Annotated in this window: 11 protein-coding genes; 8 read left to right on the top strand and 3 right to left on the bottom strand. The window is 70.5% G+C overall.

Going from position 1 to position 23975, the window contains the following annotated elements; genetic code table 11:
- Window positions 1-71 precede the first annotated feature (71 nt).
- Complete coding sequence (locus ACFZAU_RS21970; protein WP_500553592.1) at window positions 72-1157, bottom strand: acyltransferase; 1086 nt, start codon at window positions 1155-1157, stop codon at window positions 72-74.
- A gap of 589 nt (window positions 1158-1746) precedes the next feature.
- Between ACFZAU_RS21970 and ACFZAU_RS21965 the strand changes: the two genes are divergently transcribed.
- From ACFZAU_RS21965 to ACFZAU_RS21945, 5 genes are all read left to right on the top strand, one after another.
- Complete coding sequence (locus ACFZAU_RS21965; protein WP_500553591.1) at window positions 1747-2391, top strand: DUF4956 domain-containing protein; 645 nt, start codon at window positions 1747-1749, stop codon at window positions 2389-2391.
- On the top strand, window positions 2388-3197 hold the full coding sequence (locus ACFZAU_RS21960) for a VTC domain-containing protein (protein WP_500553590.1): 810 nt from the start codon (window positions 2388-2390) through the stop codon (window positions 3195-3197). The genes ACFZAU_RS21965 and ACFZAU_RS21960 overlap by 4 nt, the downstream gene beginning before the upstream one ends.
- Window positions 3194-4087, top strand: coding sequence for a hypothetical protein (locus tag ACFZAU_RS21955; protein WP_500553589.1), 894 nt, complete (start codon window positions 3194-3196; stop codon window positions 4085-4087). Before ACFZAU_RS21960 ends, ACFZAU_RS21955 begins: the two co-directional genes overlap by 4 nt.
- Before the next feature lie 166 nt (window positions 4088-4253).
- Window positions 4254-4673 carry a hypothetical protein gene (locus ACFZAU_RS21950; RefSeq protein WP_500553588.1) on the top strand — a complete coding sequence of 140 codons (420 nt, stop codon included), beginning with the start codon at window positions 4254-4256 and terminating at the stop codon, window positions 4671-4673.
- 6 nt (window positions 4674-4679) lie between these two features.
- Window positions 4680-5795 carry an acyltransferase gene (locus ACFZAU_RS21945; RefSeq protein WP_500553672.1) on the top strand — a complete coding sequence of 372 codons (1116 nt, stop codon included), beginning with the start codon at window positions 4680-4682 and terminating at the stop codon, window positions 5793-5795.
- Window positions 5796-5895: 100 nt separating this feature from the next.
- Here the strand turns inward: ACFZAU_RS21945 and ACFZAU_RS21940 are convergent, their stop codons facing one another.
- Together ACFZAU_RS21940 and ACFZAU_RS21935 are read right to left on the bottom strand one after the other, a co-directional pair.
- Window positions 5896-8214, bottom strand: coding sequence for a glycosyltransferase (locus tag ACFZAU_RS21940; protein ID WP_500553587.1), 2319 nt, complete (start codon window positions 8212-8214; stop codon window positions 5896-5898).
- Complete coding sequence (locus tag ACFZAU_RS21935) at window positions 8211-9644, bottom strand: glycosyltransferase family 29 protein (protein WP_500553586.1); 1434 nt, start codon at window positions 9642-9644, stop codon at window positions 8211-8213. Before ACFZAU_RS21935 ends, ACFZAU_RS21940 begins: the two co-directional genes overlap by 4 nt.
- Before the next feature lie 419 nt (window positions 9645-10063).
- On the opposite strand from ACFZAU_RS21935, the gene ACFZAU_RS21930 reads away from it, so the two are divergent.
- The 3 genes from ACFZAU_RS21930 to ACFZAU_RS21920 all read left to right on the top strand — a co-directional run bounded on the left by ACFZAU_RS21930 (window position 10064) and on the right by ACFZAU_RS21920 (window position 23949).
- A complete protein-coding gene (locus ACFZAU_RS21930; RefSeq protein WP_500553585.1) occupies window positions 10064-11032 on the top strand; it encodes a glycosyltransferase family 2 protein in 969 nt (322 codons plus the stop codon).
- Between the two features lie 2 nt (window positions 11033-11034).
- Window positions 11035-12426 (top strand): polysialyltransferase family glycosyltransferase, encoded by a 1392-nt coding sequence (locus ACFZAU_RS21925; RefSeq protein WP_500553671.1) that lies wholly within the window; start codon window positions 11035-11037, stop codon window positions 12424-12426.
- Window positions 12427-13434: 1008 nt separating this feature from the next.
- Complete coding sequence (locus ACFZAU_RS21920) at window positions 13435-23949, top strand: LamG-like jellyroll fold domain-containing protein (RefSeq protein ID WP_500553584.1); 10515 nt, start codon at window positions 13435-13437, stop codon at window positions 23947-23949.
- Window positions 23950-23975: the final 26 nt, after the last annotated feature.

Genomic DNA, 23975 nt, shown 5'->3' with positions numbered 1-23975 from the left:
CGACAGGGCCCCGTCCGCGCGAGGTCGAGGTGCGCGGACGGGGCCCTGTCGTTCTGGGGGCGCCGCGGGGTTCAGCCCAGCAGGCGCCGGAGGTTCAGCCGGCCCCACAGCAGGCTGGTGGCGAACGACAGCACCATCACCGCCAGGACGAGTCCGACCAGCATCACACCGGCCACCGGCCCGCTCAGGTCGGGCGAGACCACGCGGTGCACCAGCTCCTCGACGAAGAGCACGTGCACCATGTACGCGCCAAGCGCCGCGCCGGCCAGCTGCTTCAGGCGCGGCCGGAACCGCTCCGGGATGTCGACCCGGCTGACCAGCAGCAGGACGCAGACGCTCATCGCGGCCACGAACGCGTGGGCGTTGGGGATCACGTAGTGGACCCGCGTGTTGTACCAGAGGCACGCGGCCATGGTGAGCGGCAGCAGCACGATCAGCCACCGGCGCCACGGGACGGCGCCGGCCGGCAGGGCGAAGAGCATGGCGCCGCCCACCGCGTACACCAGGGAGTAGGTGCCGAAGCCCCAGGCCACGGGGGGCAGGTCGGTGTGGGTCAGGTCCCCGACCAGGGAGAGGACGCTCGGCAGGACCGCGATGCCCAGCAGCGCCGCCCCCAGCCCCCAGGGCCGCTTGCCGTCCTTGATCAGCATCGCGAAGGCGAGCAGCACGATGATGGGGATGTAGTTGTACATGAACCACAGGTGGTAGGCGGGCTGCACGGAGCCGATGAGGGAGTCCCTCGCGAGCTCGGTCATGGGCCGCTCGTTGCGGTCCCGGAGCCACGCCCACACCAGGTAGATCGCCGTCCACGCGAACAGCGGCACGGTGTTGCGGACGATGCGCTTCCACATCCGGGCGCTGTCCCGCGGCGGCGCGCCGACCAGCACCGCCCAGCCGGCGATCGCGAAGTACATGGGCACCGCGAAGGGGTTGACCGCCTCGGCCACGTGTCCGGCCCAGTAGGAGCCGGCCCCGTGGGACGCGTCGTTCCCGGTCGAGCGGATGAACTGGGAGCCCACGTGGCCCAGCATGACGGTCGCGGAGCACAGCAGCCGCATCAGGTCGATGTCGTAGCGGTGTTCCCGCGCGTCGGCGGAGTGTCCGGAGGAAGCGGAACTGCGCTGCAACGGCAGGCGCACGGCTGTTTCATTCGACACCGCGTGATGATCGGGCACGCGGGTGTCGCGGAGCCCAACGGATGCCCAACTCTCCGGGTCCCGGCGGTATCGGATGGGTCTCGGTCCGGGACGGCGGGGACGGTTGTCCCCACCTGTCCGCGGTTGTCCGGGTGCCGGTGGCGCCCGGCCCGCCGGTGGGCCCGTTCACCGTCGGTTCGCCCGGACGTGACGGGCGGTTGGTCCTGGGTCATCCCGACGGCCCGTCTCTCACTCCTTCGAGTGCCGTTGCCCGGCGGCCGGGAGGTGTGTGCGGCGCCGGGTCCCCCCTGGCCGCCTGGGGTTTCCGTCCCGGCCGGGTGTTCGGGGGTGTCCCCGGCCGGTTTGCCCGGCGCGGGGCACCGGGCTAGCGTCCGGCATCGCTGGACGGATCGTCCGGCGTGAATGGACGGTGCCGGGTCCGCCGGCGCCGCGCCGCGCCGGGGTGGTCCGTCCCGCGCGCCGATGACTCCGGGCCCGGGGATCCGCCGCCCCATCCCCCTTTCCGAGGACGGATCCCCGGGACCCGGGCCCACGACCGAGCCCCGGAGGAAGACGTGCCAGGACCCCACCCGCCCGCCCGGTGCCGCGCATGACGCACGGACCCTGGGACCTGCTCGCCCGCGGGGGACTGGACGTCCTGGCCCTGCTGGCGCTGGTGGGCCCGCTCTACCGGCGCGGCTGCCCGGCCCCGCAGATGCCGCTGGTGCTGACGTCCCTCAACGTCGGCCTGTTCGCGGCGATGAGCGCGATGGGCGCGGGCGCGTTCCCGGCCGGCGTGGGCTTCGGGCTGTTCGGGATGCTCTCCCTGGTCCGGCTGCGCAGCACCGCCTTCACCGCCCGGGACGTCGCCTACACCTTCACGGCGCTGGTGATCGCCCTGTGCGGGGGCCTGCCGCAGCGGGAGATCTGGCTGGTCGTGGTGCTGGACGTGCTGGTGCTCGCGGCCGTCCTGGTCGTCGACGACCCGCACGCCCACCGGCCGACCCGGGTGGTGCGCCTCACCCTGGACCGCCTGTACGCCGACCCCGGGGCGATCCACCGGGAGGTCGTGCTGCGGTTCGGCCAGGAACCGCTGGCGGTGCTGGTGGACGAGGTCGACTTCGTGCGCGAGACGACCCGGGTGTCGGTCCGCTACCGCGACTCGCCCCTGGGCTGGGGCCTGCCGGACGACGGGACGGTGCCCTCCGCCGGGCGGAGCGGCCAGGACGGCCTGCTCGAGAGCAGGCTCGTGTGACCGGCCCGGGGCCCTTCGCCGAGGAGCTCGGGCTGGCCCGGCTGCGCGGAGCGGGCCTCGCCGAGGTCGACGCCGCCGCGGCCCTGCAGCACCGGGTCGACCGCAAGTACCTGCTGCCGGTCCTGTCGGCGCGCTGCCTGGTCGCCGCCCTGGCGCCGACGCACCACGTGCTGGACCTCGGCGGCCGGCGCACCACCGGCTACCGCAGCACCTACTTCGACACCGCCGGGCTCGGCGCCTGGCACGCCCATGTGCAGGGGCGCAGGCGCCGCTGGAAGGTCCGCACCCGGCTCTACGTCGAGGACGGGCTGTGCCGCGTCGAGGTCAAGACCAAGGACGGCCGCGGTGCCACGGTCAAGCACGCCCGCACCCTCGCCGCCCGGGAGTACGGGCTGATCGGCGCCGGCGCCGCCGCCTTCGTGGACGACGTGCTCGGCGGCGCCGGGGTCCCGGTCCGGGCCGGGCTGCTCGCCCCCGCGGGGGAGATCCGCTACGTCCGCGCGGCCCTCGCCGACCTGGCGGCCGGCAGCCGGGTCACCCTCGACGGCCGGCTGACCTGCCACCGCGGCCGGGCGACGGCCGCCCTCGACCACGGCTTCGTCCTCGTCGAGACCAAGGGCGGCCCCCGGCCGGGCACCGCCGACCGGTTGCTGATGGGCCTGGGGGTCCGGCCGCTGCCGCTCAGCAAGTACGTCGTGGGACAGGTCCTGCTCGTCCCCGGCCTCCCCGGCAACGACGTGCGCCGCCTGGTGCGGCACTGCTTCCACGCACCCGCGCGCCCCGAACCGGCCGGGCCCGCCCGGTGAGCACGGCCCGCCGCAGGGCCCCCGGCCGCCCACGGGCCTCTCGTACGGGCCGGCGCTACCCGGCCGTCACCGTCGCCGCGGCGGCGGCCGTCGTCCTCGGCCTGATCGGCACCCACGCCACCGCGCCGGCGGCCCCCGGGGCGGCCGGCGCGGTGCGGCGGATCGGGCAGGACCCGCCGCCCCCGCTGTTCCCCGACGCCGAGCTGCGCGGCTGGACCGCACGGCTGGACGGGCAGCGGAAGGCCGCCGACGCGCTCTACGCCCGGTGGCGGGCGGAACACGGCACCGCCCGCGACGACCCGGCCTTCGTCCGGTGGGCGGCGAGCCAGGTGCCCGGGCCGTCCCCGGAGGCCGTACGTGCCGCCGGGCTCGGGCAGGTCCGCGGCCTCGCCCGTACGCGGACCGCCGCCGGACGGAAGGCAGCCGGCTGGCTCGCCGCCCACGGGGAGCGCGACATCTGGCTCCTGTACCTGGAGGACCAGCGCGCACTGATGCCCCGCGCCGAGGGCGAGGCCGCCCGGGCCCGGCTCGACGCCGCGCTGCGGCTGGCGGGGACGATCAACGACCGGCTCGCCGGGCACTACCGACGGGAGCGCCCCACCGTCCTCGACCCGGCCCTGCGCCCGGACCGGACGGCCGCCCCGGCCGCCGACTGCGCCTGCGCCTACCCGGCGGCGCCCACCGCGCTCTCCGCCGCGGCCGTCGCCGTGCTCACCGCCCTCGCCCCGCGGCGCGCCGCCGAGTTCCGCTGGATGCAGGCCCAGGTGGCGCACGGCCGGCTCTACACCGCCGACCACCTCCAGGCCGACCTCCTCGCCGGTGCCCTGCTCGGCTCACTGACCGGCGACTACATCCGGGCGGCGGACAGCGCGGGGAGGAGTCGCGCCTGAGCGACGGCACCCCCTGTGACCTGCGGCGGGACCGCGTCTCCACGCCGGATTCACCTGGACGCCACCCGCCGGCAGCCGGTCTTCACCAGGTTCGCACCCCCCGCCCCCCGTGGTGTCCCATAGTCTGCCGGGGCAGGTGAAATCGGACAGCGACCGGAACGGATCCATGCACATCGCCGTCTTCGCCGAGGCGCCGGAGGCTGCGGGCCTCGCCACCACGCTGCGCGGCGCCGACCCCCGCGACGAGCACGACGCGGGCCGCCGGGCGGACACCCCCGGGGCAGCGCTCCTCCACGGCGAGGCCGGCGCCCACGAGATCCCCCGCGGCGAAATCGCGGAAACGGGGTACACGGAGGTCCAGGAACTGTTCGGCACCACCCGGTTCGGAGAGCTGATGAACCTCGCGTCGAGGCCGGCGGGCACGGACGGCCCGGCTGCCCGGCCCGCCGGTCCGCGGCTCTCCGTGCCCGCGACGGCGGACCGGACCGCGGACACACCTGCCCGCGGTGCCCGCGCACCGCACGACCATCCGACCCCCGAGCCCGGCCGGACCCCGGCCGAACTCCGCGAGCGCACCCGGGAGTGACCGCCGATCTCCGCCCAGACGACCACCGCCGCCCCCGTCCTCACCACCGGTCCCGCGACCGGGACGAGCGAGGCGTCCACCGCGCCCGCCTCCCGGCCGCGTGAGCACAGACACGACATCGACCTGCTGCGCGTCCTGTGCTCCATCGGTGTCATCGTCTGCCACGCCGCCGGCCAGCTGCTCAACGCCGTGGGCCGGGAGCCCTCCGGCGGCCGGCCCGTCTACTGGACCGGGCTCGTCGCGGACGGGCTGACCCGGTGCGCCGTGCCGCTGTTCTTCGCGATCGCCGGCTGGGTCGTCCTGGTCGGCGCGACCCCCCGGGACGGTACGCAGGTCCGCAGACGGCTGACCCGCATCGTGGTGCCGATGGGCGTGTGGACGGCCGCGTACCTCGTCTGGGACTGGATCCGGGACACCAACTCCCGGCCCACGCAACGGCTGGCCTTCGAATCGCTGTTCGGCTCGATCCAGCCCGCCTACCACCTCTGGTACCTGTACGCGTACGTGCCGGTGATCCTGCTGCTCTCGCTCGCCGCGCTGATCAAGGCGGGGAAGCGGCCCTGGGCCCTGGGCGGCCTGCTCGTGGTGCTGGCCATCGCGCCGACCTTCCTGGGCGACGTCGGCAAGCTCCTCCACGTGGGCCTGCCCGACTTCGAGTGGAACCTCTCCCCGTACCAGGTCGCCTACGCCGCCGCCGGCTCAGCGCTGCTCGCGTTGCCGCTCGCGGCCACCACCGGGCGCCGCCGGCGCCTGAAGTGGCTGGCGTGCGGGATCTGCGCGTGGGCCGCGGTCGTCGCGTACGAGCACTGGGTGCACTACCCCTCGTCCTATGCGGGTCTGGCCGTGCCGTTCCTGGCGGGCGCCCTGGTGATGGCCCTCAACCGGATCAGCATCCCCGAGCGCCTGCGGCCGCTGGTGTCCCGGCTCGGCGGCGCGGCCTTCGGCGCCTACCTGGTGCACCTGATGTTCCTGCGGGCGCTCGCCCCGCACCTGGTCTCCGCCGACGCCGGCTGGCCGGGCGCCGTCGTCATGATCACGCTGCTGGTGACCGGGACCGTGGTGCTCTCCTTCGCCGCCAGCCTGCTGTGGGCACGCCTGCGGCTCACCCGCTGGCTGGGCTGACGGCCGTACGGCGTGCCGCCCCGGGGGGCGGGTGCGAACGAAGGGGCGCCGTGTCGGTGACACGGCGCCCCTCACCGAAGGACCGGGTTCCAGCGGAGGTTCAGCCGAGGAGGGTCTTCAGCTTCGCCACGTTGTCCTGCGTCACCTTCCACAGCGCCTCCTGGCGCCCGTGGACGTCGGCGACCGCGGCCGACAGGTTGTCCAGGATGCCGATGGAGCGCTCCGCGAGGACCGCGCCGAGGTCCCGGTCGTGGACCGAGACGCCCCACTCGGGGCGCTCGATGTCGGACAGGAAGTACGCCATCTTCGGGTGCGAGATCAGGCTGATGATGGGCGTGCCGCAGCCGAACGGGATCATGCCCGCGTGGCCGCGCATGCCGATCACCAGCTTGGTGCGCGCGAAGGCGGTGCGCAGCTGGTCGGTGTCGAAGTCGTACATCGGCTCGACCGGCATCGAGATGCCGTACTCACGCCGCAGGTCGAAGACGAAGCGCTCGTCGTCCAGGGCGTGGGCGGCGTAGCGGACCTCGGCGTGCTTGCCGATGGCGCGGACCGCGGTGGCCATCTCCCGCAGGAAGTGGTCGTAGTCGTGGCCGAAGCGCAGCCCGGCGCGGTCGTAGGCGCAGTTGATCAGCACCGTGTCGTCGCGCCGCACCGGGTCCTGCCAGCCGGGCACCAGCTGGCGGGAGACGGTGGTCGGGCAGGGCTGGAAGAGCACCCGGTCCTGCAGCTCCGCGGGCAGCAGCGCGCGGACCTTCTCCACCGAGCCGTGGTTGCGCAGGCCGAAGAACGCCGACTTGGAGACCAGCAGCCGCAGGCTCTCCTCGAAGCGGCGGCGGGTGTACGACTGGCCGTCGAAGGCGTTGTAGCCGACCGCGAAGACCGCCAGCGGGACGTCGATCTTCTCCAGCAGCCGGTCCGGCACGTTCCACTGCCAGGCGCTGTTGCCGTTCGGCGAGGTGTCCGGGATGAACAGGCCGCCACCGCCGATGACCAGGCCGCGGCGGGAGTTCACCCGCTCCAGGGCCGCCTCGTCGAAGAGCTTGTGCGCGTGGATGGAGTGCCAGCTGCGGTCGCCGGTGTCCGGTCCGAAGCACAGCCGGACGGTCTCGGGCAGGATCTTGTCGCCCGCGTTGCCCTGCCGCTCCATGTAGAACGCCACGTGCGCCAGCTGCTCGGAGGGCGTGCCGGTCTCGGCCGGGCGGGCGGCGATCGCCTCCGCGCGCTCGTACGAGATCCGGCAGGCGCGGTCGCTGACGTCCGCGTTGAGGCCGGCCAGGGCGTACTCGCGGGAGGCCGCGTTGTCCCCCAGGATCCACGCCATGTTCGCCAGCCGGCCGAAGGGGCGGGCGGCGGCGGGGGCGTGGGACGTGGAGAGCAGCAGGTGGGCCGTGGCCTCCTCGTAGCGGGAGGTGGCCATCAGGGCCTGGCCGAGCAGCTCGTGGGAGCGGCTCGCGTCGGCGGGGATGGGGGAGCGGCTGAGGATCTCCACCGCGTCCTCGTACCGGCCCTTGGACAGGTAGGCCTCGGCGACCTGGCGGACGCCCTCGTGCAGGCCCTCGCTCGCGACGAGGTGGCGGCCGAAGTGGATCAGCAGGTCCGGGTGCTTCTCGTCGGGCAGGGCCAGGAAGCGCTCGACGAACTCCGCGTGCGAGAGCTCGTACTCCTGCCACGCCGCCTCGGCGCCCGAGTAGCCCTGCTCGCCGCCGTTCCACGGCTTGTGACGGCCGGTGAAGTGGAGGATGACGACGTCCTCGTCGCTGGGGGAGCGGTCCCCGGACAGCCGTCGCTTCACGAAGTTGTAGCGCGGGTCGATCTTGACGAACTTGCCGACGAGCAGGGCGTTGAGGATGCCCTGGTCGTGCTTGTCCAGCTCGTACGTGCCGGCGGTCCCGACCGCGTCGATCTGCGCGCAGAACTCGTCGGTGAGGTACTCCTTCTGGATCACCAGGAGGCCGCTGTTGAGCTTGGACCGGTCCATGAAGAACTGCGCCACCGCGCCGACGCCGTGCCGCATCCGCAGCAGTTCGCTGATGTCACCGAGGACGACCATGTCGGTGTCGAGGGTGACGATCGTGTCGTAGTCGCGGATCCGGAAGACGTCGAGGATGAAGTACGCCTTGCGGACCAGGTAGTTCTCCGGGTCGCCCTTGACGAAGTCGTCGTAGCGCTCGGGGACCACGCGGCGCATGACGACGCGCGGGTGCAGCTTGCGGATCTCGGTGATCGAGGACGGCTGCAGGTCGTCGTAGAGGACGATGAAGTCCTCGCAGAGACCGGGGTTGGTCAGTGCCAGGCTGCGCAGCAGGGTGAGGAAGCCGGGCAGGTAGTTCTCGTCGACGTACGACGCGAAGGCGACGCGGCGCTTGCCGGTCAGCGTCTCGCTCCGGGGCGCCGGAACCGGGACAGAGGCGGTCATCGGAGCGATATCCTCATTTCAGTGACGTCCTGGGCGCGGGCCATGACCCAGTCCTTCTCGTCCGAGTAGCCGTGCGCGCTGGCGATCGGGAGCTTCATCGCTTCCTGGAGGCGGTAGGCACCGGTGTCGTAGAAGTCGAACCCGATGAGGTCGATCTTCGGGTTGACGTCCAGGAAGTCCAGCAGCCACAGCATGTTGAAGCCGCTGGTGGGGATGGACGGCATCGCGTCCTCGTCGATCCTGCCGATCTCGCGCACCGGCCAGCGCAGCGTCCGGTCGCCCACGTAGCGCTGGGCGCCGGGGACGAGGCGGCGGCGGAGCGAGTTGCGCCACTGGTGGTGGATGCCACCGAAGACCAGCCGCGTCTCGACCTTCTTGTCCCAGTTGAAGTTGTGCATGTGGATCGTCGCGTGGATGTCGGTCCTGGCGCCGGTGGCCGGCGCCTCGATCCGGTAGGAGTTGAAGCGGACGACGAGGTCGTAGGCGTCGATCTCCTGGCCCATCGTGCCGTTGGCCACGCGCTGCGAGTTGGCGACCAGGCAGATCGTCTTCCCGGCGATCAGGTTGCGGAAGTCGCTGAGGCCGACCATCTCCGAACCGGTCAGCCCGGGGTCCGCGATCGGGTCCAGGTCGCGCAGCCGGCGGTCGTCGGCGTACAGCTTGAGCAGCTGGGTCGAACCGGCCAGCCGGCCGCGGTCCCGCTCCAGACGCAGACTCACGTAGTCCGTCAGCGCCGCGCGCACGGAGGGCGCGGGACGCTCCTGCTCGGCCATCGCGACCAGCGCGGCCACGAGCCGGGGCTCGGCGCGCTCCCAGTCACCCGCGTCCTTGAGGGCCAGGCCCTCCGCCCACAGGTCCGTGTCCGGGACGCCCGTGAACTCGCCGGCGCCGGGGGTCTCCTGCTGGAGCAGGTCCAGCGTCTCCGCCAGGCGCTCACCGCTCTCCCGGAGCTTGGTGATGCGGCCCGCGATGTTGAGGTCGTCCTTGGGGGTGAGCGCCAGGAAGCGCTCGTACGCCGCGATGGTGGCGGCGTCGTCGCCGAGCGCGTCCATCAGGCGCGCCCGCAGCCGCCAGCCGGCCCGGGACTGCTTGCGGACACCGAGGACCACCTCGGTGATGCGCGTCGCGAGCCGCAGCTCGTCGGCGCCACGCACGTCCACGGCCTTGTTGCCCACCTCGAGCAGGGCGTCGAAGAGCTCGGGGTTCGACTTCGGCCAGGTGCTCTTGCCGCCTGTGATCGCCGCGGCGTCACCGGGATCGGTCATCGCGGCCGCGTACTGGGCCAGCAGTTCCCGGATCGCCTCGGCGAGCTGGCCCTTCTTCGGGTCCAGGTTCTTGACGAGCTTGCCGCCGTGGACCGCGCAGGACCGGACGCACTCGGCAACGGAAACCGAAGCGATCGGAATATCCGCCGCCGCGGCGCTGTCCAATCTTTTCTCGAGCCATCCAGCCCGGAACTTGACCATGCTGCTCCCAACAATGACACGGCCGCTGGGGAGAACTGCATGGGTTTCCCGCGCGGATCAACAGACTCCGCCCGGGCGCCTCGACGCACATGGACACGCGCACGGCACATGGGGCGGAGGCGATCACGATAGGGAGCGGATGTGACGCCCGGGTGAACGAGGGCCCAATCCGATGCGAACGGCACCGGCAGTGGGCGGGGAGCGCGTGGGGAGCACTGCGGGCGACGTGCGGAAAAGCGGGAGTTCGCATTCCGTATTCCCTGCGTTCACCTTGCGGAAGCATTTCCGACGCCCGGTCTGGATCTAGTCCGATACGCTTGTCCCCCGGCGCCGTCCGGGGGGCCGGAGTCCGTGGCCCGCATCGAGATCGTCTGGATTCCCAGGTGCCCAAACTTTCGGTAATCGTTCCCTTCCGCAATATTCAGGCATACGCACCCGACATGTTGTGCGGGCTTGCGAACAACGCGGGACCGGAAACCGAGTTCATCCTCGTCGACGACCAGTCGACGGACGGCACCCCGGAGGTCCTGGAGCACTGGGAGGGCCGGCTGCCGGGGCTGAGGGTGATCCGGCACGAGGTGAACAAGGGCGTCGCCCAGTCGCGCAACACCGGACTGGACGCGGCCCGCGGGCAGTACGTGACCTTCCTGGACGGCGACGACTGGTACTCCCGCGGCTACCTCGACGAGCTCGTCGCCGGCATCGAGCGGCTGGGCTGCGACTTCGTGCGCACCGGGCACGTCAAGGCCACCGGCACCGAACGGGTCGTGCACCGCCCGCCGGCCAGGCGCTGGGACGCCGTGCTCGACCCGCGCGACGCGATCACGCCCGCGCACGTGTCGACCATGGTCGACTACCCCTTCGTGTGGGCCGGGATCTACCACCGCCGGCTCTTCGAGGACGGCGGCATGCGCTACAGCACCGCCCTGCGGACCGCGGAGGACCGCGAGTGGGTCTGGCGGCTGCACCTGACGGCCGAGTCCTTCGCCGTGATCCGCCCGCTCGGGGTCTTCTACCGGCGCGGGGTCAGCGACTCGCTCACCCAGATCAGCGACGGCCGGCAGCTGGACTTCATACCCGCCCACGACGCGATACTCGAGGACGTCCTCGCCGACCGCGAGGCCGACCGCTTCCTGCCCAAGATCGTCCGTACCTACTGCGCGCTGATCGCCTTCCACATGTCCAACGCGCGGCGCTACGACCCCGAGACCGGCCGGCAGCTCAAACGGCAGTCCGCCGCGGCCCTGGCCCGCATGCCGCAGGAGGTGCTGGACCGGACCCTCGCCGAGATGGACATCGAGCGCGCCGGCGTGCTCATGCGGCTGCGCGCCGACGCGCGGAAGGCGGCGTGACGATGACCCTGCCCATGGCCGAACGGGCCGAGGAGAGCATGAACCACGACCGGGCCCAGATCTTCGAGGTCTCGACCCTCTACGGCGCCGCGACGCTCGCCGCCGCCCTGGACGCCGGCGCCTTCGGGCCCCGTACCGGCACCCGGCGCGTCCTGCTGGTGAGCAACAACGCCCCGATCCCCGAGACGGTCGTCCAGCTCTCCGACATGCACGGGTACCAGCGGATCGTCACCCGCTTCGACGAGGTCGTCTCGTGGAACGAGGTGATCCACCCGCACCGCCCCTCGAAGTGGGAGCCGGTGGAGGAGGAGAGCTCCATCTGGCAGCGGCTGTTCCGGCAGTCCTGGGGCCTCGGCGACGTGCCCGTCGAGCTCGTGGTGGAGTCGATCCAGGTCAACCCGGCGCGCGCGCTCGCCACGATCTTCGCCGAGAGCGCCGTCCACGTGTACGCGGACGGCCTGATGAGCTACGGGCCCACCCGTGAGAAGCTGCCCGGCCCCCTCGGCAACCGCGTCCAGCGGGTCCTCCACCTCGACCTGGTGCCCGGACTGCGCCCGCTGCTGCTGGCGGAGACCGGGGCGGAGCCCGGACTCGTCCCCGACGACGCCTTCAGGGCCGTGCTCAAGGAGATCGCCGTCGAGGCGGCCGACGACCCCCGGCTCACCGGGCTCGCCGAGGACCCGCCGACCGCGGTGCTGCTCGGCCAGTACCTCGCCGCCCTGCGCATCCTCACCCCGCAGGAGGAAGAGGAGCTGCACGTCACCATGGTGCGCGGCGCCATCGCCGCGGGGCACCGCTCGATCCTCTTCAAGCCCCACCCCACGGCGCCGGCCGGCTACTCCAGGGCGATGGAGGAGGCCGCGGCGGCGGGCGGCGCGCGGTTGCGCGTCCTCGACGGCCCGCTGCTGGCCGAGACGCTGTACGAGGTCTGCCGGCCGCGACTGGTCGTCGGCTGCTTCTCGACCGCGATGCTCACCGCGAGCGCCTACTACGACGTCGAGATCGCACGGGCCGGGACCCGTCTGGTGCTGGACCGGCTCACGCCCTACCAGAACAGCAACCGCGTCCCGCTGACCATCGTCGACCACCTCGTGCCCGACGTCTCCGTCCCGGACGCCCAGGGCGGCGCCCCCGGGGAACTCCCCGCGCTCGTCCGGGCCGTGGGCTTCTGCATGCAGCCCAAGATGCACCCGGCGCTGCGCGAGGAGGCCACGGAGTGGCTGCGGGAGAACCTGGGCCCGGACACCGACCACTACTTCCGGCGCCGTCGCCTCACCGCGCTCGGGCTGCCCGGTGGCGGGCCGCTCAGCGCCGGCCAGCGGCTGCGCGGCAACACCACCGTGCGCCGCATGGTGCGCGTGGCTCGCCGCCTCCGCTCCCGCGCCGGACGGTAGGCCCCGGGCCCTGCCGCGCGCCGGCTCCCCCGGCTCTCGGGCGGGGGAGCGGTGCCAGGTTCGGGGCCCGACACGAGGACGACTCCCGCCCTGCAAGGCACCCCCGGCGTGCGGCAGTGCACCGCGCGGACGGACCCGTACAGGCCCCGCGGCGCCGCTTGTCGCCCACGTGCGCGGCAAGCGCTTACGGCCGTGGAACGAAACCGCGCACCGTATCGTGACGTACTGACCTCGTCGCCGAGTCGGCCGTTTCTGGAACCGCACGCAAAGCGTGACGACACGGTGCCCCGTCTTCTCCGGTGAGGAAACGGGCCCCCTTTCTTCATTTCCTCTTTCTTCGCTGTTCGGTCGGTGTTCCCGTGCGCATCCCGCGACGGCACGACGCGCACCACAGGATCACGCGCCATTCTGCAAAGAACTGGACAAAGAAAAATAGTGTGCACTGGGGAGTAATCGGTCGGATTTGGTAACGACGGGTCAAGGTGAACCCAAGATCGTTCCGTAGATCTGTCCAAAGGATGTTCACAGCGGGCACTGTCGAGCCGTTTGCGTCCCTCTGACTCCTGGAGTCGAGCCGTGCGTTCCCGGCCTGCCCGCCGCTTCCGCTCGTCACACCGCACCCACCGGGCTCGCCGCCCTGTGGCGCTGCTCGTACTTACCGCCCTCGCGCTGGTTCTGACGACCCAGCAGGCAATGGCCGACGGCGTCACGTTGGGCGCTGTCGCAATGCCCGATCTCTCGTCGGTGCTGTCTTGGTTCAAGGACCCTCACTGGGGCCGACTGCCCCACCAGCAGTCGGGCAGCGCAGCGGGACGCGAGCACCGGGTTCCGGCATCGGCCACCGCCGCGCATCGAGGCGCCGGGCACAAGCCGGGCAAGGGGCGCGGCGAGCTCGCTGCCTATCGTCCGCACGCAAAAAAGGTGACGTCGGGCCCGAGCCGTACGGTGACTGGGTTCTCCGCCAAGACGAGTCGGCGGGACGCCGCGAGGTCGAACGAGACCTCGACCGTGTACGACAACGCGGACGGGTCCTTCACCCGCTCCATCTCCCAGGGGCGGATCAACTACCGGGATCCATCAGGCGCTTGGCGTCCCATCGACACCCGGTTGCGGGCCGGCGCGGACGGGCGCTGGCACGAGAAGGCCAACTCCCTGGCCGTGGACTTCGCACCGAGTGCGGCTGACCCCGTGCTGGCCACCTTCGCCGTGGACGGCGAGCACGGTCTGTCCTACGAACTGCGCGGCGCCGCGAAGGTGCCGGCCACCGTGAGCGGTTCGAGGACGACCTACAAGAACATCCTGCCGGACACCGATGTGAGCCTGGCGCCGCTGGCCACGGGGCTGAAGGAAGCCATCGTGCTGCACTCGGCGAAGGTCGCCAACTCCTGGGTCTTCCCCATGCGGCTGAAGGGGCTCCGGCCGGTCCTCGCCAAGGACGGCGGAATCGCGCTGGTGAACTCGGCCGGCAGGACGGTCGAGCAGATTCCCCCGGCCTACGCCTACGACTCCAAGGTGGATCCTCGCTCGGGTGATCCGGCTACCACTCACGCGGTGACCTACCGCCTTTCCAAAGTCGCTGGCGAGTCCGAGCTGACCGTGACGCTGGACCCGGCATGGCTGCATTCCCCGGACCGCGTCTTCCCGGTGACCGTGGACCCCACGATCTACCAGTGGTCGAACACCACCTACGCCGAGACGAACAACGCGGGTGACCACTCCAACGAGCAGACCATCAAGGTCGGCTCCTACGACTCGGGCACGCACTCGGCGAACAGCTTCGAGGCGACCTGGTACAAGCCGTTCGACGGCTCCGATGTCACGGTCACCGCGGCGTCCATGTCGCTGTTCGACACATGGGCCTCCACCTGTACCGCGGAACGGTTCGACGTCGCCCAGATAACCCAGTCCTGGTCGGCTTCCGCGGTGACCACCTACCCGGGCCCCAGCTACGGGGCGTCGATCGGCAACCTGACCCCGAGCGTCCCCCACGCCTGCGCCAACACCGCCGCAGACCGCACCGTCGGCGACTGGGTGACCGTGCCGCTGAGCGCGAGCGCGATCCAGAAGTGGGCCAACGGCACCCAGGCGGACTACGGCGTCGCCTTGTACGCCTCGACCACGGACAACCTGCACTGGAAGCAGTTCGGCTCCGTCAACGACTCCGGCTACGAACCGACCCTCAGCTACACCTACACCGGCAACGTCGCGCCGGAGATGCGCACCCAATTCCCGAACGACAATGCCACCGCTTCGACGCTGACCCCCGAACTGGAGGCGGCGGCGACTGACGACGGCGCCCCCAACGCCGCCCTGAAGTACGACTTCAAGGTCTACGACACGGCGGGAACCCTGGTCTGCGACTCGGGTCTGGTCACCTCCGCCGACTGGACGGTCCCGGCCGGCAAGCTCAAGTGGGGCCAGACCTATGAGTGGGCGGTCCAGGCGTACGACGGCGCGCTCTACTCGGACGTCGACTCCTGGTCCGCGCTCACCGTGCAGGTGCCCCAGCCCCTCATCACCTCGTCACTGTCGCAGAACAGCAGTGACCACGGATTCGATGCCTCGATCGGGAACTACACCACGTCGGACACCGACGCCGACATCTCGACCGTCGGCCCGAGTCTGGACGTCGAACGCGACTACAACTCCCGCGACCCGCGCTGGACGGGTGCCTTCGGCGCCGGCTGGTCCTCCATATTCGATGCCCGTGCGACCGAGGTGACGACCGGGTCCACCGTGACCAGTGTCAACGTCACCTACCCCGACGGCTCCCAAGTCGGTTACGGCAAGAACAGCGACGGCACCTTTTCGCCGCCGACGGGACGCTTCGCCACCTTCAAGACCATCACCGGCGGCGGGTACACGCTGACGGACAAGGACGACACCACCTACACCTTCACGCAGAACCTGGGCGCCGGCGCCTACGGCATCACCTCCGTCACCGACGCCAACGGCAGGGCGGTCACCTTCTCCTGGTCCGGCGGCCATGTCACCACGATGACCTCGGCCGTCTCCACCCGCGCCCTGCACCTGAACTGGTCCACCCCCAGCGGTGCGAGCGCCGCCCACGTGTCGACCGTCTTCACCGACCCGGTGAAGGGCACCGACCAGAACACCGACCTGACCTGGAAGTACGGGTACAGCGGCGACCAGCTCACGTCTGTGTGCGCGCCGAACTCCTACACCGCCTGCACCACCTACGGCTACACCGCCGGATCGCAGTTCCAGAACGCCGCCATGGACCTGGACCCGCACTCTCTGTGGCCGCTGTCCGAGGCGTCCGGTACCACCGCGAAGGACGCGGTACTGGCCAACCAGGGCACGACGAACGCCACCTACAAGAACGTCACGTACGGTCAGCCGGGTCCGCTGGCCGGGGGTTCCGCCGCCGCGGCCGGGTTCAACGGCACTTCCTCGTCGGTGCAACTGCCCAGCGATCTGGCGTCCGCCGCCACCTCGGTCTCCGTTTCCCTGTGGTTCAAGACCGCGACCGCACCGGGTGTGCTGTACTCCTACTCCGACTCGTCGATGGACAACGCCACCACCTCGGGGCAGTACACGCCCTCGATGTACGTCGGCTCCGACGGCAAGCTCAACGCGGAGTTCTGGTACGCGGGCGGCGTCGCCCCGATCGTCACGACGGCCTCGGTGGCCGACGGGAAGTGGCACCACGCGGTTCTCTCCGGTGCCGGCAACTCCCAGACCCTGTACCTCGACGGAGCGGCCGTCGGCAGCAAGTCCGGGTCCATCTCGGTGGGCGGCGGCTTCTCCACCTTCCTCCAGTCCCACGACTACCTGGGCGCGGGCTTCCTCGGCGGCGGCTGGCCCGACGAGCCGCACGCCAGCACGACCAGCAACACCGGGTACGCGACCTTCTTCAACGGTTCGATTGCCGACGCCGCGGTGTACGACCAGGCGCTGGGCTTGTCGGACGTGAACGCCCTCTACAAGTCGGGCACGCGCACCGCGAGCCTGCTCAGCTCCATCACCCGCCCGTCCGGCAAGGCCTACGCGGCCATGGCGTACGACCCCGGCACCACCACCCTCACCCAGCTCACCGACGAGAACGGCGGTATTTGGAAGCTCGGCGCCCCGACCGTCACCGGTTCGAGCCAGACCTACCGGGGTGCGGTCCTCGGTGCGGCGCCTTCCGGCTACTTCCGGCTGGGCGAGGCCGCGGGCGCGGGCACCGCGTTCGACGAGGTCCGCGGGGGTAACGGCACCTACAACGCGGTCACCCTCGGTGCCGCCGGTCCCTTCAGCGACCAGAAGGCCGCGACGTTCAACGGCACCTCCTCCTACGTGGAGGTGCCCGCCGGCACACTGCACGCCACCGCCAACCGCAGCATCGAACTGTGGTTCAAGACAGCGGGTCAGGGCGTTCTGATCGGCGACCAGTCCGTGCCCGTAGCGGGCGCCACCGTCGCGTCGGGCAGTTGGACGCCGCTCTTGTACGTCGGCACCGACAACAAACTGCACGGCCACTTCTATGCCGGGAGCGGCTCGGGAAGCGCCGTCTTCGGCTCGACCGGCACGGTCACGAACAACGCCTGGCACCACGTGGCGCTCACCGCGGCCGGCAGTACCCAGACGCTGTACCTGGACGGCGTCAAGCAGGCTACGTACACCGGGGTCCCCAACGACCAGTCCAACTCCCACCTCTACATAGGCGCCGGCTTCGCCAAGAGCTGGGTGAACGCACCGGCGGAGGTCAGTCACTTCACCGGTTCCATCGCCGACGTCGCCTTCTACCACGCGGCGCTCACCGCGCAGGACGTCAGCGCCCATATGGAGGCCGCGAAGAACTCGACCGGCTTGCTGCCCGTGGAGACGGTCAAGGTGACGTCTCCGACGAAGTCGACGCTCACGTACACCTACGACGTCACCAACGGCAACCGGGCCCTGACCGAGACCGACGGGCTGGGGCACAAGACCAGCTTCGGTTACGACACCAGCGGCTTCGAGCACACCGTTACCGATCCCAACGGGGTGCTGACGGTGACCGGGCACGACGTACGCGGCAACGTCGTCTCCTCCACCACCTGCCAGGACCAGGCGGCCAACCACTGCTCGACCGAGTACTACACGTACTACCCCGACGACACCACCGCGCAGCTGACCACCGCCGACCCGCGCAACGACCAGTTGCTCACCGAGCGGGACGGCCGGTCCTCCTCCGCCACCGACACCCGGTACTTGACGTCCTACGGGTACGACACGGCCGGCAATCAGACCAGCATCACCGGCCCCGCCGTGGCGGGCTTCCCCGATGGCCGCACCACGCAGACCGTCTTCAGCGACGGCACCACCACCTACCCGTCCGCCGACGGGGGTGTGGTGCCCAAGGGCCTGCCGGTCAGGACGATCAGTCCCGGCGGCGCGGTCAACTCGGTCTCCTACTTCAAGAACGGCGACGTCGCCTCGACCACCGACGCCGCCGGGCTGGTGACCTCGTACACCTACGACGGAATCGGCCAGGTACTCAGCCAGAAGGTCGTCTCCGACACCTACCCGGCGGGCTTGGCCACCACCTACAAGTACGACGGTGACGGGCAGGTTGTGGAGGAGCACGACCCGCAGCTCACCGACCGGGTCACCGGTGCCACGCATTCCGCGGTCTCCACCACCGTCTACGACGAGGACGGCAACGTCACCTCGCAGACCGTCTCCGACGCGAGCGGCGGAGACCACGCCCGTACCGAGACGCAGACCTACGACGCGTACAACCGTGTCCTGACCCAGTCGGACGCCAACGCCGCCGAGGGCGCGGCGAACGGGAACACCACGACCTATTCGTACGACACCTCCGGCAACAAGACCAAGGAGGTGACCTCGGCGGGAATCGAGACCCGCTACACGTACGACGACAACGGCAACCTGCTCACGCAGGGCGTGATGTACGCCGGTGACCCGGTGAACCCGCAGACGCCCGGCCTGCTCATCGAGTCCTCGCGCGCCTACGACCCGTCCGACCGGCTCGCGTCGGTGACCGACGCCATGGGCAACACGACCTCCTACACGTACACGGACGACGGTCTGACCGCCTCGGTGAAGCGCACCAGCGCCGACGGCAAGAGCACCTACGTCCTGGAGACGGACTCGTACGACGCGGCCGGCAACCTGCTGTCGTCCACCACCGACAACGGTGAGACGGTCAGCAACTACTCCGTGGACGCGGCCTCCCGGACGACCTCCACCACCGTCGACCCGACCGGGGTCGACCGGGTCACCACGGTCTCGTACACCCCGGACGACGAGATCGCCTCGGAGAACGACCACGACTCCTCGGGCTGGGACCGCACCACCACCACGACCTACGACGACATGGGCAACGTGCTCAGCGAGACGCTCTACGGGGACGCCTCCGGGCACCCGGCCGGCTGGTGGAAGCTGAACCAGACCTCCGGAACCCGGGTCACCGACGCCTCCGGCACCGGGAACACGGCGACCGCGGGAACGGGTGTGACCTGGGCCGACGACGCCGCGAAGTTCACCGGCGCAGGCGGTGTCATCGCCACCAACGGTCCGGTCCTGGACACCACCGCGTCCTACACGGTGTCCGCGTGGGTCAACCTGACGGACACCTCCACCTTCCGGACCTTCGTCGCGCAGGGCGGCACCAACCGGGCCTCCTTCTACCTCCAGTACAACAAGACTTCGAACGTCTACCGTTTTCACGTCGCCAGCGAGGACGCCGCTACGCCGTCGGCGTTCCACGACGCCTCCGCGACCGCGGCCCCGGCGCTCAACACCTGGACCCACCTGGTCGGCGTGTTCGACGCCACCACCGGTGCGATGCGGCTCTACGTGAACGGCGCCCTCGCGGGCTCGGACACCAACCCCACGCCGTGGACCGGGAACGGGCCGCTGTCGATCGGCGGCACGAAGACGGCCGGCGGCACGATCAGCGACATGGTGGCCGGCTCCGTCGGCGACGTGCAGACCTACCAGCGCGCGCTGTCGGCCACCGAGATCAGCTCCCTGTACGGCAAGGGCCGTACTGGTGGCACGGTTGGCTCCTCCGACGAGCAGACCACCGCCTACACGTACGACAAACGCGGCCTGCCGACGTCGATGACCGACTCCGAGCACCACACGACCACATACGCCTACGACGAGGCCGGCAACCTCGCGGTCACCACCATGCCCGCGGTCCAGGCCGAGGCGGAGGGCACCGACCCGGTCACCGTGCACCCGGTGACCACCAGCGGCTTCAACACCTTCGGTGAGGGCGTGGAGGAGCAGGACCCCAACGGCCTGACCACCACCACGGTGTACGACGCCGACGGCAACAAGGTCTCCGAGACCCTGCCGCCGTACACCCCGGCGGGCGCCTCCACACCGAACGCGGGCACCACGGTGTGGGCGTACGACAGCGAGGGCAACCAGACCTCGGTCACCACCCCTGGCGGCAAGCAGACCTCGTACCTGTACGACCAGCTCGGCAACGTCGCCCAGATCACGGAGCCCGACGGCACCAAGACGCACGCCACCTACGACACCAACGGCGAGCAGCTCTCGGCCACCGACGGCACCGGCGCGAGCACCCAGGCGACGTACGACTTCCTGGGGCGGCAGCTGACTTCCACCACGCTGGAGCGCTTGCCGTCGACCAAGGCGCTGACCACCGTCAACTCCTACGCCGTCACCGCAGGCAACCCGTATGGCGCCCACACCGCGTCGACCACGACGCCGGGCGGCGTGACCACCTCTTACGGCTACAACCGGGCCGGCGACGTCGCATCGGTCACCGACGGAGCGGGCAACACCACGCGCTTCACCTACGACTTCCAGGGCAACCAGCAGAAGACGATCCTGCCGGACGGCACCTGGACCGAGACCGACTACAACGCCTCGGGCGACCCGTCGTACTCCAAGCAGTACGACGCCAACAACGTCCTGCTGGCCCAGACCTCGCAGACTTACGACGGCGTCGGCAACGTGGTCTCCGCGACAGACGCCAACAACCACACCACCCGTTTCACCTACGACGCCGCCGGCACCGTCACCCAGCAGATCGAGCCGGTCGACGCCTCCACCTCGATCACCACGACCTTCGGCTACGACGCCGCGGGCAACCGCACCCGCTTCACCGACGGCCGCGGCAACTCCTGGCGCTACACGTACACCCCATGGGGCCAGCAGCAGTCGGTGATCGAGCCGACCACCGAGCGCTACACCTCGGCGGCGGACTCGACGACGACCTTCGCGTACGACGCCGACGGGCAGATGACGACGGCGACCCTGCCGGGCGGCGTCACCACGTCGATGACGTACGACGAGGCCGGACAGCTCAAGACGATGTCCGGTCAGGGCGCGGACGCGGCGACCGCGAAGCGGAGCTTCGGCTACGACGCGGACGGCCGGGTGCTGTCCGCGGACACCGATGCCGCCGGGATCGCCGGCCAGGACGACCACCAGAACGCGACGCACGACGCGTTCACCTACGACGACCGTGGCGACCTGCTGACGACGTCGGGTTCGGCGGGCGCGTCGGACTTCACCTACAACGACGACGCCGCGATGCTCTCCCGGACCGACGCGGCCGGCACCACCTCGTACGGCTACGACACCGCCGGCCGGCTCTCCTCGCTGGACGACGCGGCGACCGGCAACCACCTGACGTACACCTACGACCAGCTGAACGCGCTGAAGACGGTCAAGTACGGGACGTCCGGCCAGACCCGCACCTTCAGCTACAACAGCGCGCACCAGCTCACCAACGACGTCATGGTGCAGGGCGCCTCGACGGTGGCGAGCTTCGCCTACGGGTACGACAAGAACGGCAATCTGACGTCGAAGACGACGGCAGGTGTGGCGGGCGCGTCGGCGAACGCCTACACCTACGACTGGTCGGACCGCCTGACCTCGTGGACCAGTGGGAGCACCACCACCCAGTACGGTTACGACGCCTCGGGGAACCGCATCCGGTCGGGCGCCGACGTCTACACCTACGACGCGCGTGACGAGCTGACCTCCGACGGCACGCACAGCTACACCTACTCCGCGCGCGGCACGATGACCTCCGAGTCGTCGACCGCAGGCAGCACCGTGTCCTACCGGACGGACGCCTTCGGCGGCCAGATCGCGGCCGGCTCGCAGGCCTACACGCTGGACGCGATCGGCCGGAACATCACGGACACCGACACCTCGATCCAGGACGTCCGCACCTTCGCCTACTCCGGCGCCGGCAACACGATCGCCTCCGACGGCGACGACACCTACACCTTCGACCCGGGCGGCGGCCTGGTCGGCGTCAAACCGGCCGCGGGCGCCGGGGCACTTGCCCTGACCGACCTGCACAACGACGTGGTCGGCACCTTCGCCTCGGGCGCGACCACGCTCGCCGGCTCGGTCTCCTACGACCCGCTGGGCAAGGTGATCTCCCCGAACACGATCGTGGGCCACCTCGGCTTCCAGTCGGGCTGGACGGAACCGGGCTCGGGCGACGTCGGCACGGCGTCCCGCTGGTACAACCCGGACACCGGCGTCTTCCTCAACAAGGACAGCGTCTCGCTGGACGCGGTACCGAACTCGGTCGCGGCGAACCCCTTCGCCTACGTCGACGACAACCCGCTTGCGGGAACCGACGAGTCGGGCAACTGCTCCTGGTACGACGTGGTCTGCGGGGCGAAGAAGGCCGCGCACACGGTCAAGCACACCGTCAAGCACGTGGCGCACAAGGTCTACCACGCGGCCAAGCACGTCGCGAAGAAGGTCGTCCACGCCGTCAAGCACGCGGCTCACAAGGTGGTCCACCAGGTCCGGGACGTCTACCACGCCACGGTCCGGGTCACCCGGCGCGTTTACCACTACACCGCACGGAAGGTCAAACGAGTCTACCACGCGACGGTCCATGCCGTGCATACGGCGTACCACAAGGCCTCACACGTGGCACACCGCGTGGTCCACGCGGCGAAGAAGACGGTGAAGAAGGCCGCGAAGGCGGTCGCGCACGCCACACGCACCGCGTACCACGCCACGGTCAAGGCGACGAAGACGGCGACGAAGTTCGCCAAGAACCACGCCGCCGCGATCACGTCCTTCGTCGTCTCCACCGCCGTCTTCGCCGGTTGTGAGGCACTGACCGCGGGCGTCGGCTCCATCGGCTGCGCCGCGGCCGCGGGGGCCGCCGGCTCCCTGGTCGAGCAGGGCTTCGCCTGCGCCGAAAAGGGCGGCGACGAGTGCAGCGCCGGCGCCTTCGCGGGCTCGGCCCTCACCGGCGCGGCCGCCGGCGCCCTGGGCGGCGTCCTCGGCAAGATCGGCGGCTCGCTGCTGGCCAAGGCGGCCCCGAAGGCGATGAAGGTCGTCGGCGGCCTGTTCGGCAAGGGCGCGACGGAGGCGGAGGAGAGCGCCGTCACGGATGCGACGGAGGCCGCGACTTCGCGGGCGGAGTCGGAGGGCGCGGGGACGCGGTCTCAGCCTGAGTGCCACAGCTTCACGGCGGGCACGCGAGTTGTGATGGCGAATGGCACCACCAAGGCCATCGACCGCATCAAGGTCGGCGACGTGGTCGAGAACTCCGTGCCCGGTGTGGCGGGTACGGAAGCACACGCGGTCACCGCGGTCATCGTCACCCGTACCGACCACGACTTCGTCGACGTGGCCATCAAGAAGACGGGTGCCGCCAAGGCCAAGGCCGGGGCGAAGTCGCTGGCCAAGAAGGCCGCCCGCAAGGTGGCGTTCGGCCTGGCAGCCTCGGCCGCGATCCTGGGCGCCTTCTCCGGCGGCAACGGCCACCACGGTCAGGAGCCGGCCACGGCACCCGTCGCCGCGGTCAGCGATGTGCAAGTCGAGGCTTCCAGCGCCAGCGACAGCGCACACCTGACCACCACGTTCCATCACCCCTTCTACGACCAGACCCAGTCCGCTTTCGTCGAGGCCAAGGACCTCCACGCCAGCGACGTCCTCCAGACCCCGACCGGCACAGCCGAGGTCACCGGTGTCCGTCTGTACCACGCGGACACCACGACGTACGACCTCACGATCGGCACTCTCCACACGTATTATGTGGAGGCCGGGAATACGCCGGTCCTGGTCCACAATTGCAACAAGGCGATTGCTGCACAGCTCAAGTCTCGTGTGGACGAGCTTCATGGGCTGCTTCCCAAGGGGGCGCAAGGACGGAGGTCAACGGCCATAATTCGAGCCATCGACACCGAGGGAAACCCAGTGGATGTGGTTGGTTGGAGCACTAGCGAGCGTGAACCCAACCGTATCCTCGACAGGCTGATCCGTGAGGGCTTGCAGGACGGAGAAGTGATGGCTGATCGGGTGGCAGGAGACGCTGAGACAAGCGCTCTTGCTCATATCAAGGACAAGGGGTGGACGCCTGTGGCAGGGGCAGCCAACCGTCCAATCTGTCCGTGGTGTCAGAACAGCTTGTTTAAACCCTTCAGTGAGAAGGTCGGAGCTGCTCGATTGGTTGGCCCTAGTGACCCAACCAGAATACTCAATAAGTATGCGTCAACACCTGCTGGAAGCCAGCTAACTGGCCGGAGCCAGTTTGTCTGGGGCGATTAGATAGGCGAAGCTGTGTTCAACCGTAA

It is taken from the genome of Streptomyces sp. NPDC008238 (genome assembly GCF_042956445.1).
Lineage (GTDB): Bacteria > Actinomycetota > Actinomycetes > Streptomycetales > Streptomycetaceae > Actinacidiphila.
Note: the sequence above shows the minus strand (reverse complement) of the source record. Positions and strands in the feature narration are given on the sequence as shown.